General features: G+C 74.8%; 8 protein-coding genes. 3 read left to right on the top strand and 5 right to left on the bottom strand.

The window, feature by feature from the left end; translation table 11 throughout:
* Positions 1-491 precede the first annotated feature (491 nt).
* Together treY and ACWC91_RS17345 are read left to right on the top strand one after the other, a co-directional pair.
* Entirely contained in the window at positions 492-2,846 is a 2,355-nt protein-coding gene (gene treY / locus ACWC91_RS17350) for a malto-oligosyltrehalose synthase (RefSeq protein WP_450643118.1), read from the top strand.
* A gap of 57 nt (positions 2,847-2,903) precedes the next feature.
* Complete coding sequence (locus ACWC91_RS17345) at positions 2,904-4,154, top strand: M14 family zinc carboxypeptidase (protein ID WP_450643119.1); 1,251 nt, start codon at positions 2,904-2,906, stop codon at positions 4,152-4,154.
* A 125-nt stretch (positions 4,155-4,279) separates the two neighbouring features.
* On the opposite strand, the gene ACWC91_RS17340 is transcribed toward ACWC91_RS17345, so the two are convergent.
* The 3 genes from ACWC91_RS17340 to ACWC91_RS17330 all read right to left on the bottom strand — a co-directional run bounded on the left by ACWC91_RS17340 (position 4,280) and on the right by ACWC91_RS17330 (position 6,759).
* Positions 4,280-4,705, bottom strand: coding sequence for an SSI family serine proteinase inhibitor (locus ACWC91_RS17340; protein ID WP_225075691.1), 426 nt, complete (start codon positions 4,703-4,705; stop codon positions 4,280-4,282).
* Positions 4,702-6,027: a M14 family zinc carboxypeptidase gene (locus tag ACWC91_RS17335; protein ID WP_376499432.1), complete on the bottom strand. Its 1,326-nt coding sequence runs from the start codon at positions 6,025-6,027 to the stop codon at positions 4,702-4,704. Before ACWC91_RS17335 ends, ACWC91_RS17340 begins: the two co-directional genes overlap by 4 nt.
* A 180-nt stretch (positions 6,028-6,207) precedes the next feature.
* On the bottom strand, positions 6,208-6,759 hold the full coding sequence (locus ACWC91_RS17330; protein WP_225075692.1) for a DUF1707 and FHA domain-containing protein: 552 nt from the start codon (positions 6,757-6,759) through the stop codon (positions 6,208-6,210).
* 173 nt (positions 6,760-6,932) lie between these two features.
* On the opposite strand from ACWC91_RS17330, the gene treZ reads away from it, so the two are divergent.
* Positions 6,933-8,687 (top strand): malto-oligosyltrehalose trehalohydrolase, encoded by a 1,755-nt coding sequence (treZ, locus tag ACWC91_RS17325; RefSeq protein ID WP_450643121.1) that lies wholly within the window; start codon positions 6,933-6,935, stop codon positions 8,685-8,687.
* A gap of 25 nt (positions 8,688-8,712) precedes the next feature.
* On the opposite strand, the gene ACWC91_RS17320 is transcribed toward treZ, so the two are convergent.
* The gene (locus ACWC91_RS17320; RefSeq protein WP_450643122.1) at positions 8,713-9,675 is read right to left on the bottom strand and encodes an aminoglycoside phosphotransferase family protein; all 963 of its coding nucleotides are present in this window, start codon (positions 9,673-9,675) and stop codon (positions 8,713-8,715) included.
* 43 nt (positions 9,676-9,718) lie between these two features.
* Positions 9,719-10,846 (bottom strand): M24 family metallopeptidase, encoded by a 1,128-nt coding sequence (locus tag ACWC91_RS17315; protein WP_376499427.1) that lies wholly within the window; start codon positions 10,844-10,846, stop codon positions 9,719-9,721.
* Between the last annotated feature and the right edge of the window lie 479 nt (positions 10,847-11,325).

Raw genomic sequence — 11,325 nt, 5'->3', positions numbered from 1 at the left:
AGCCGGGGTGGCACTCCCTGCCGGGGAGAGGCGCCGGTGCAGCGCCCGCTCTCCCGGGCGGAGAGCCGGCGTGGCGTTCCCCGGGCCGGAAGCCGGCTCAACGCTCCCCCGGGCGGACGCCGGCTCAACGCCCCCCAGACCGGGCCCCGGGCCGGACGAGGTGCCCGGTGCAGCGCCCGCCCTCCCGGCCCGGAAGCCGACGCAGCCCTCCCCGAGCCGGAAGCCCGGCGCAGCACTCCCAGGCAGCGCGAGACGCCCGTGAAGCGCCCACCCTCCCGGACAGGAAGCCGACGTGACACCCCCGGCCCGGAAGCCGGCGTGGCCCCGGCCCGGAAGCCGACGTGGCGCCCCTCACCCGGGCGACGACAGGCTCCCCACCCTGGTGAGGGCAGGCGTTCGTCCGGGCGAGGGCGCTCACCCGCTCGCGTGGGGCCCGGGGCACATGGCGGCCGGGTGACACCAAAGGCGGCCGGGCGGGTACGTAGCTCTCCATGACATCCGAGACACCCGAGCGTCCCGAGCCCGTCGTGCCCACGGCCACCTACCGGCTCCAGCTCCAGCCCGAGTTCCCGTTCGCGGCCGCGGAGCGGGCCGTGCCGTACCTGGCCTCGCTCGGCGTCTCGCACCTGCACCTGTCCCCCGTCCTCCAGTCCGTGCCCGGCTCCGCGCACGGCTACGACGTCGTGGACCCCACACGGGTGCGCGACGAGCTCGGCGGTGAGGAGGGCCTGCGGGCGCTGGCACGCACCGCGCGGGAGCACGGACTCGGCCTGGTCGTGGACATCGTGCCGAACCACATGGCCATGGCCCCGCGGTACAACCACGCCCTGTGGGAGGTGCTGCGGGAGGGCCCCGCGTCGCCGTACGCGCGCTGGTTCGACATCGACTGGGAGGCCCAGGGCGGCAAGGTGCTGCTGCCCGTGCTCGGCCGTCCGGTCGGCCGGGAGGCCGGCGAGCTGAAGGCGGACGGCGACGTCCTGCGCTACCACGACCACGCCTTCCCGCTGCGCGAGGGCACCGGGAGGCTGCCGCTGCCCGAACTGCTGGACGCGCAGTGGTATCGGCCGGTGTGGTGGCGACTGGCCCGTACGGAACTGAACTACCGGCGCTTCTTCAGCATCTCGGAGCTGATCGGGGTGCGGGTGGAGGACCCGGAGGTGTTCCGCGCGACCCACGCCAAGATCCTCCAGCTGCTGGCGGAGGGGGTGGTCGACGGACTGCGCGTCGACCACCCGGACGGGCTCGCCGACCCCGACGCCTACCTCCGGCGGCTGCACGAGGCGACCGGCGGGCGCTGGACGGTCGTCGAGAAGATCCTCTCCGACGGCGAGCGCCTGCCGGCCTCCTGGCCGGTCGCGGGCACCACCGGCTACGACGCCCTGCGGCACGTCGACGGCCTGTTCACCGACCCGGCCGGAGCGGCCGAGCTGGCCGGGCGCTACCGGCGGTTCGCCGCTCCGCGCGACGACAGCGGCGGGGACTGGGAGGCGACGGTACGACGGGCGGCGTACACGGTGATCACGCACGAGCTGGCCGCCGAGACGGAGCGGCTGACCCTGGTGGCGAACCGGGTGTGCGCCACCTCACCGGACCCGGCGCTGCGCGACCGCGCTCCCTGGGCGCTGCGCACCGCGCTGCGGGAGCTTCTGGTCCGCCTCCACGTCTACCGGCCCTACACCTCCGTGGACCCGGCGTCCGTGGTCACCGAGCAGGCCGCCGAGGAGGCCCGGCTCGCCTTCGTGGTGCCGGAGGAGGGCGAGGCCGTCGACGTGGTGCGCGACCTGGTCGTCGGGCGGGCCGGATCCGGCCCCGGCGCCGAGGAGTTCCGCACCCGGTTCGCGCAGGCCGCCTCCGCGTTGCGCGCCAAGTCCGTCGAGGACACCGCCTATTACCGGTACGTGCCGCTGCTGTCGGCCAACGAGGTGGGCGGCGAGCCCGGTCACCCGGCGGTGTCCCCGGAGGACTTCCACGCGTACTGCGCCCGGGTGCAGCGCGACTGGCCGGTCACCGGGACCGTGGTCTCCACGCACGACACCAAGCGCAGCGCCGACGTACGGGCGGCGCTGGCCGTGCTCACCGAGTGCCCGCACGTCTGGGCGGACCTGCTGGACGAGGTGACCGGCGACGGGGAGGGCCTGCCGGACCGTCAACTGGCGTGGGCGGCCTGGCAGACGGTGTTCGGCCTCGGCCCCGCCGACGGGGAACGCGTGCGGCAGGCGCTGCTGAAGCACGCGCGGGAGGCGGGCCTCCACACGACCTGGACCGAGCAGCAGCCCGCCTACGAGGAGGCGGTGGCGCGGTTCGTCGACGAGGGGCCGTGCGGGGCTCAGGCGGGGCCGGTGACCGCCCTGCGCACCGCGCTCGAACCGCACATCCGGGCGAACGTCCTGGGTACGGCCCTGACGCACCTGACGATGCCTGGTGTGCCCGACGTGTACCAGGGCACGGAGGCCGAGTACCGGGCCCTCGTCGACCCGGACAACCGGCGCCCGGTGCGGTTCCCGCCCGCCGACGCGGGCGACAAGGGCGCGGTGACGGTGGCGGCTCTTCGGCTGCGCGCCCGCCGGCCGGAGGTCTTCGGCCCGGCGGCGACGTACATCCCGCTGCTCGCCGAGGGGCCGGCGGCGGCCCACTGTGCGGCGTTCGAGCGCTCCGGTGAGGTGGTCACGGCCGTGACCCGGCTGTCGCTGCGGCTGGCGGAGGCGGGCGGCTGGCGGGACACCCGGCTGCCCCTGCCGCCGGGCCGGTGGACCGACGCGCTGGCCCCCGGGCGGGAGTTCGAGGGGCACGTGCGCGTGGCGGAACTCTTCGAGCGGCTGCCGGTGGCGCTGCTGGAGCACGCTTGACAGGATCCGGCGTCCGTGGGGTACTGCGGAATGCGAAGCCGGGAGGACAGGTCGGGGGTGAGTCTCCTGCCGGAGTTGCGCTACCCCAGTGTTCCCGAACTGGTCGCCTCCGCCCGTGCGCTGGCCGCGTACCGGCCGGACCGGTGTGTACTGAGGCAGGTCGGCCACTCCCGCGCGGGACGACCGCTGCACCTGCTGTCCGTCGGGCACGCCCGGCGGGCGGTGCTGGTGGTCGCCGGCGCCCACGCGAACGAGCCCACCGGCGGCTCCACCCTCCTCGCCGTCGCCCGCCGCGTGCTGCGCGAGGAGCGGTTGCGGGCGGACACCTCCTGGCACTTCCTGCTGTGCGCGGACCCGGACGGGGCGAGTCTGCACGTCACTCCGGCCCCGCGCAGCCTGCTCGACTACCATCTCGGGTTCTTCCGGCCCGCCGGGCCCGAGCAGCCGGAGTGGTCGCCCTCCGTGCTGCCGCCCGACCGGCTGCCGCCGGAGACGCGGGCGCTGACCGGGGTGATCGACGAGCTGCGGCCCTACCTCCAGGTGACGCTGCACGGCACCGAACTGGGCGGCAGCTGGGTGCAGTTGACCCGGGACGTGCCCGGACTCGCCGAGCCGTTCGGCAAGTCGGCGGCACGGCTGCACATCCCGGTGGAGACGGGCGCCTCGGACGCGGCGGGCTGGCCGGTCTCGGGGCCCGGGGTGCGGGTGATGCCGGGGCGCGACGCGGACCCGGCGTATCCGAGCATGCCGGACGACGCGCGGCACAGCACCTGGTTCCGCCCGCACCGGTACGGCGGCATGACCGCGGTCGTGGAGGTGCCGATGTGGGCGAGCGACCTGGTGGACGACCCCGCGCCGCATCCCGCCCCGGCGGCGGCGATACGGCGGCTCGCGCACCGGCTGCTGCGGGACGCGCGGGAGGTGGAGCTGGTCCTCACCGACGCGCTGCCGCGCCTGCGCGGGGCGGACGGGCCGCTGCTGCGGGCGGCGAAGTGGGGGCTGAGCCTGGTGCCGGGACTGGCCGCGGACTGGATCCACACCCCGCCCGCGGACACCACGATGGCGTACGTCGGCAGCGTGGACGCGTTCGGGCGCCGCCTGCCGCTGCGGGCAGCGGCGATGCTCCTGCGGACCCTGCGCGAGACCGACGACCGCGCCGCCCCGGACCTGGAGCAGCTCGTGACCGCCTGGAGCGAGTCCTTCGCCCACCGCTTCCACGCCCGCTGGGTCCCCCTGGAACACCAGGTGGAACACCAGAGCCGCACAGTCGTCACCACAGCCCACCAGGCCCGTACCCCGGCCACCTGACCCACACATCCGACGGGCGCCCGCCACCGCGCCGCACGTACGACAGCGGCACACCCCCGGAGGCCCGTCCTGGGCACGCGCGTGCCGGGTGCGCGGTGGACGTTCCAACCGCCGTGCGTCGGAACTCAGTTGTCCATGGCGAAGACGGCGCCCGTGCGGGCGTTCAGTCGGCAGGTGTTGGAGAAGGTCTCCGTGTAGTGGATCGTTCGGCCGTGCCACTGGCCGCGGGCGTGGGCCGTTACCGGGGCGTAGATCATCGGGCAGAGGACGTCCCGGTGGGGGATGCCGTGGATGTCGCCGCCGGACGAGCGGAGCTGGGTGCAGGCGGCGGCCGCGTGGGCGTGGCCCCGGGGCGGGTCGCACAGGAGCAGGGCGCCGCGGACGTGACCGGAGTGCTCGTCGCCGTGGGTGACCGTGACGTAGAGCCAGTCGGACTGGCCGGTGGGCCGGTGGGCGGCCGTGGCCGGAGCGGCACCGGCGAGCAGGAGTGCGGCCGCCGCCGTCAGGGCGCGGCGCAGGCAGGTCGTGGCCGCCTTGGTGAGGTGGGTCATTCCCGCTGTATCGGCACGGCCGCCCGCATGCCCCACCCCGGCTCACCCGATCGTGAGCGCACGCGCGCCTGCCGCCCGGCGAGTTCGCACACGGCCAGCACCACCCGCGTCTGGTACTCGGCCTGCCGGCCGACCGGTATCCAGCGCGCCCGCAGGTTGTCGCGGTAGTCGGCGCACCCCTGCTCGATGAACCGGTCCAGTTCGGGCAGGACGCCGGCCCGGTCGTGCCCGGCACCGCGCACGAGCCGGTGCAGCAGTCCGGCGGTGCGCAGCGCCAGCCGCCGCCCCGCGATGCGCAGCGCGGCCAGGTGGGCGTTGGTCAGCGGTGGGAGCGGGCGCAGGGTGCCGTCGTCGGTGTCGGGGTCCCACGCGTCGGCGAGCCCGGGGCAGACCAGGAGGTAGTCGTCCACCGGCGCGAGCAGCCGGTCCGCGTCCGGCACGTCGGCGAGGTACGGCCGGACCCGTTCCAGCAGCCGTTCCATGAGCCGGATGTCCTCGCGCAGGGCGCGGCTGACGGTGCGCAGCACGCCGTCCGGGTCCGCGGGCGCCGAGCCGTCGGACACGGCGTCCACACCCCACATGGGCGCCTCGACGACGGCGGTCACGGTGCCGTGCCGCTGCGGGTGGAACCACGTCGACTCCACGGCCGCCTCGGTGATGGCGGCGGCCAGGCCACCCCGGCGCGGCGGCGGGATCCGGTAGACGGCGGGCCCCAGACGCGGCCAGTACAGGGGGTCGTAGGGGCCGAGTTCGCGCGGGACGCCGAGCCGGGCCGCGGCGTGCCCTACGCGCCGTGCGAGGCCCGGCAGTTCGCGGGTCACCTCGACGAAGCCGCCGCCGACGTCGACGCCGTGCAGCGAGCACTGGACGAAGGGCCGCAGCTCGTCCTGGAGTTCGAGCAGTGCCCGGGTCTCCGGCAGCGCGGCGGCCGCGGCGCCGTCGGGCAGCCACTCCGGCTGCTCCAGGAACCCGGGCCGGAAGAAGTCCCGGAAGTAGTGGCCGAGGGTGTAAGGGCCCTTGAGCCAGCCCTCGTTGCGCCGTGAGCCGTCGGGGTCGAGGCACAGCAGCAGGTTCCAGGTGACGTCGGCGTCCACGCCGCGGCCGCGGCCGGCGAGCACGCGTTCGGCCAGCCTCAGTGCGGTGGCGCCGCCCACGGGCTCGTTGGCGTGCGGTCCGGCGACCACGAGGGCCTGGCGGCTGCCGTGGCCGACGGAGAGCAGCCACAGGGGCAGGCCACCGCGGGAGGTGCCGACGCGGCGCAGCCGGGCGTCCCGGGGCCGGCGGGCGACGAGTGCGGCGGCGTGCGCGCCCAGCTCGTCCACGGACGGATAGCACGGGAGTGGCGGCAGGGCACACCTCCACAGTGCGGCGCCGACGCTTCACCACATGTGCATGGCGTACACACAGTCAGTCATGACTTGTCGGATACGTCAACACCAGCGTCCGAAAAAGGACTTGACCCGCCGTACCGGATGAGCCGGGGCCAGTGGCGGCGGTGCGGCTCAGTTCGCGGAGAGCCGGAACGCCACCTGCCCGAAGCCGACCTGGTCGCCCTCGCGCACGACGGCCGCGCCGACCACGCGCCGCCCGTTGACGGTCGTGCCGTTGGTCGAGCCGAGGTCCCGCAGCACCCACATGCCGCCCTGGTGGCGCAGTTCGGCGTGCACCCGGGAGACCGTCTCGTGGGTCAGCCGCAGACCGCTGGCGGGATCGCGCCCTATGAGCAACGGGTGACCGCTGCCGGGAAACGGCAGCAGCAACTTGGGCAGCCGCTCGACCTGCCAGGCCCGGCGCAGCCGCACGCTGAAACCGGACACCGCCTCGACCGTGCCGAACACCAGCCGGGACACGCGTCCCTCGGTGCGCAGGTCCGAGGTGAGCGCGGCGAGTTCGTCCGGCCGGCGGGCGGCCAGGGCCAGCTCCATCCGCCGTACGAAGGTGTCGTGCGACAGCCGTCCCATCGCGACGCCGTCACGGAGCACCTTCAGCGCCTTGTCGCGCTGCGCGTCGGAGAGCCGCGCGGGGTACGTGTGGGACTCGAAGGACGACGTCACGTTGGTGATTGTCGGTCAGCCGACCCCGCGTGTCCAGCTACCACGGCGACGCACACCAGCCACGCGGATCCGGCGACACCCGCCGTGAAAGGGGGAATTCAAAAGCGGATCGATCTCTTGTGCCGCACCATGGACGGGCTACGTCACGGTGAGCGAACGAAGGGGAACCGTCCGTGCAGTTCGAGGTGTGGACACCACAGGCCGGCCGTGTGACGCTCCAGTGCGACGGCGCCACGCGCGCGCTGGAGCGCGATCCGGAGCGGGAGGGGTGGTGGACCGGTGAGGCCGAGGCGCGCGACGGCTCGCGGTACGGATTCGCGCTGGACGGCGGCCCGATGCTGCCCGATCCGCGCTCGCCGAGGCAGCCGGACGGCCCGGACGGGCTGAGCGCGGTCGTCGAGCACGCGCGGTACCCGTGGCGCTCCGCCGAGTGGCCCGGGCGCCCGCTGTCCGGCGCGGTCCTGTACGAGCTGCACATCGGCACGTACACGCGTGAGGGCACCTTCGACGCGGCCGCCGAACGGTTGCCACACCTGGTGGAACTGGGCGTCACCCACGTGGAGTTGATGCCCGTGTGCCCGTTCCCCGGCCGGTACGGCTGGGGCTACGACGGCGTGTCGCTGTGGGCCGTGCACGAGCCGTACGGCGGACCCGAGGGGCTGAAGCGCTTCGTCGACCGGGCCCACGAGCTGGGCCTGGGCGTGGTCCTGGACGTGGTGCACAACCACCTGGGTCCGTCGGGCAACCACCTCCCGCGGTTCGGGCCGTACTTCACCGACACCCACCACACCCCGTGGGGCGCCGCCGTCAACCTGGACGCGCCCGGCTCGGACGAGGTGCGCCGGTTCCTGGTCGGCAGCGCGCTGGCGTGGCTGCGCGACTACCGGATCGACGGTCTGCGCCTGGACGCGGTGCACGCCCTGGTGGACACGCGCGCGTGCCACTTCCTGGAGGAGCTGTCGACGGCCGTGCACGCGCTCTCCGCCGACCTGGGCCGCCGTCCGTTCCTGATCGCGGAGTCGGACCTGAACGACCCGCGGATCATCACCCCGCGCGCGGAGGGCGGTCTCGGCCTGGACGCCCAGTGGAACGACGACTTCCACCACGCGCTGCACTCGGCGCTGACCGGCGAGTCCCAGGGCTACTACGCCGACTTCGGGCGGGCCCCGCTCGCGGCGGTCGCCAAGACCCTCACCGGCGGCTACTTCCACGACGGGACGTACTCCGGTTTCCGGGGCCGCCACCACGGCCGCCCGCTGGACCGCACCCGGGTGGCCGGGCACCGGCTGCTCGGCTACAGCCAGACGCACGACCAGGTCGGCAACCGCGCCCGGGGCGACCGCCTGTCCACGCTGCTCGCCGGCTCCCCCGGGCTGCTGGCCTGCGCGGCCGCGCTGACGCTGACCGCGCCGTTCACGCCGATGCTGTTCATGGGCGAGGAGTGGGCGGCCGGCACGCCGTGGCAGTACTTCACCGACCACACCGACCCGGAGCTCGCGGAGGCGGTGCGACGGGGCCGGCGGCGGGAGTTCGCCGAGCACGGCTGGGCGGAGGAGGACGTGCCCGACCCGCAGGATCCTGCGACCCGCGACCGCTCCTGCCTCGACTGGTCCGAGCCGGGGCGCGAGCCGCACGCGCGCGTGCTGGCCTGGTACCGCCGGCTGACCGCCCTGCGGCACGAGCAGCCCGACCTCACCGACCCCGACCTCGCCGACACCAAGGTGGCCTACGACGAGGAGGCCCGCTGGTTCGCCTTCCGGCGCGGGGACGTGCTGGTGGCGCTCAACCTCGCCAAGGAGCCTGCGCAGATCCCCCTCGGCAACCGTCCCACCGAGGTGCTGGCCGCCTGGGAACCGGTCGCGGCACCCGGAGCGGACGGGCTGCTGCACGTGCCCGCGGAGTCGTGCGCGGTGCTGTTCCAGCACTGAGCGCGGCACCGCGCCCCGATGGCGCCTACTCCCCGGTGTCCCCGGTGTCCGCGGGGTCCGCGGCGTCCTCCCGGAACTCCGTCACCCGCTCCAGCAGGATCGCCTCCCAGGCGTGGCGCAGCTGGGACCTGAGGAGCGGCAGCGGGCTCTCGTCTCGGCCGTCGAGGCGTGCGGCGAGGCGGATCACTGTGTCGCAGCGGGCCAGCCACAGGCCGCGCAGGCAGGGCCGGGCGCTGTAGCCGGCGAGGGTGGCGGCGCGCACCGCTGCGGGGGAACCGACGGCGACGGCGACGCCGGCGATGTCCTCGGCCGGGTCGCCGACCACGGCGTCGGTCCAGTCGAGGACCCCGCGCACCCGGCCGTCGGCGCTCACCACCAGATGCTCGCCCTTGAGATCGTGGTGGACGAGCACGGCGGTGCCGGGCTGGGCGGCGAGCTGGGCAGCGGCGGGCGCGGTGAGCTGGGCCATCCGCGCGGGGTCGAACTCGTCGGCGGCGCCGAGGCGTTCGGCGGCGTGCACGGCCATGCGGCGCAGCGCCTCCAGGGAGCGCGGCGCGGTACGCGGGACGCCGAGGGTCTGGGCCTGCCGGACGGGGACCTCGCGCAGCCCGGTGAACAGCCCGGCCAGGTCGTCCTCGCCGACGGCGGAGACGTCGTGCTCGCCGGCCGAGCCGCCGGTGATCCGGGTGTCCAGCGTGTACGTCAGCCCGGGCGCCCATTCGCCGCGCGCGACGCTGGCCGGGACGGCGACCGGAAGGTGCGGGCGGACCAGTTCGCGCAGCCGCAGTTCGCGGCGCTGGCGCTCGGCGGCCTCACGGTCGGGGGCCAGGCGCAGCACATGGCGGGCGCCGACCCACCAGGTGGAGTGCTCGCCGCCCTCGGCGACGGGCCGGATCTCGGGTCCGGGGGCGGTGTCCGAGCCGTCCTTGAGCAGGGTGCGGACCAGTCTGCGGACCGTGTCCGCGGTGGGTGTCGGTGCCTGGGTCATCGTCGCGCCGTGTCGTTGCGGTTGCGGGGTGGGGACTGGGTGGTCAGTCCACTATGACCATCTCCCGGGTCGTGTCGTTGAGGCGGCGGCCCCCGTCCTCGGTCACGGTGACGATGTCCTCGATGCGCACCCCGAAGCGGCCGGGCAGGTAGATGCCGGGCTCCACGGAGAAGCACATGCCGGGTACGAGGGGCTGCTCCTCGCCCTCGATCATGTAGGGCGGCTCGTGCGTGGTGACGCCGATGCCGTGGCCGGTGCGGTGGATGAAGAACTCGCCGTACCCGGCCCGGGTGATGACCGCGCGGGCGGCGCGGTCGACCTCCTGGCAGGAGACTCCGGGGCGCACCGCCCGGAAGCCGGCCTCCTGGGCCTCGCGGACGATGTCGTGCACCCGCCGCTCCTCGTCGGTCGGCTCGCCGACGTGCACGGTGCGAGTGGTGTCGGAGCCGTAGCCGTCCTTGAGGCCGCCGAAGTCGAGGACGACCATGTCGCCGCGCTCGATGACGCGGTCGCCCACCTCGTGGTGCGGGTTCGCGCCGTTGGGTCCGGAGCCGACGATGGTGAAGTCGACCTGGGAGTGTCCGAAGCGCCGCAGCAGGCCGGCGAGGTCGGCGGCGACCTCGGATTCGCGGCGGCCGGAGAACCGCAGCTTCCGGATCTCCTCGAACGCGGCGTCGGCGGCCGCGCCCGCCGCCGCGAGCAGTTCCACCTCGGCCGCGTCCTTCACCGCGCGCAGCATGGGCAGGGCCTCGGTGAGGGAGGCGTAGCAGGTCTTGGGCAGTGTCTGTTGCAGGGCGAGCAGGTGCATGGCCCAGGTGTTGTCGCTGATGCCGAACCGGCCGCGGTCGTCGAGGAGGGCGGCGGTGACGGCGTAGGGGTCGGTGCCGTCGGTCCAGTCGCGCAGGGCCAGGGCGGACGCGCCGGACGCCTTGGCGGCGTCCGGGGCCTCCAGGGTGGGCACGACGAGTACGGGTTCGCGTCCGGCGGCGAGGACGAGCAGCGTGAGCCGTTCGGTGACGGCGGTGGGTGCGTAGCCGGTCAGCCACACCAGGTCCGGCCCCGGTGCCACCAGCAGTCCGGCCAGCCCGGCATCGGCCGCCGCGCGGGCGGCGCGTTCCAGCCGGACCCTGTAGTCGTCGGCGGTGAAGGGCGCGAGCGCGGTGCCGGTCATCCGGGCCTCCGTATGCGGCTGAAACGGTGAGGAAGGCTACGGGCAGCATCCTGCCCGGCCACGCCGTGCGACGCGAGCCGGTTGAGGATCTCGACCACCCTCGCGTCGCCCACCCGCCGGCCCCTCAGCCGACGCACGGGGGACGAGCCACGGGACAGGGCACGGCAACGAGCCGGGGCAGGCCACGGAGCAGGCAGGCCACTGACCAGGCGGACCACGAACCACGGACCGCGGACCGCTGCAGGACACGGAACGAGTCGGGCCACAGACCGGGCGAGTCACGGCACGCGGCACGGGCCCCGAACCCGGACACGCCACAGACCAGGGCAGCCCACAGACCGCGATAGGGCACGAAACGGGACGGGCCACACACCGGGACGAGCCACGGCACGCGGCACGGGCCCCGAACCCGGACACGCCACAGACCAGGGCAGCCCACAGACCGCGATAGGGCACGAAACGGGACGGGCCACACACCC

The organism is Streptomyces sp. NPDC001204 (assembly GCF_053598035.1).
The sequence above is the reverse complement of the archived record's forward strand: the minus strand, read 5'-3'. Positions and strand labels throughout refer to the sequence as shown.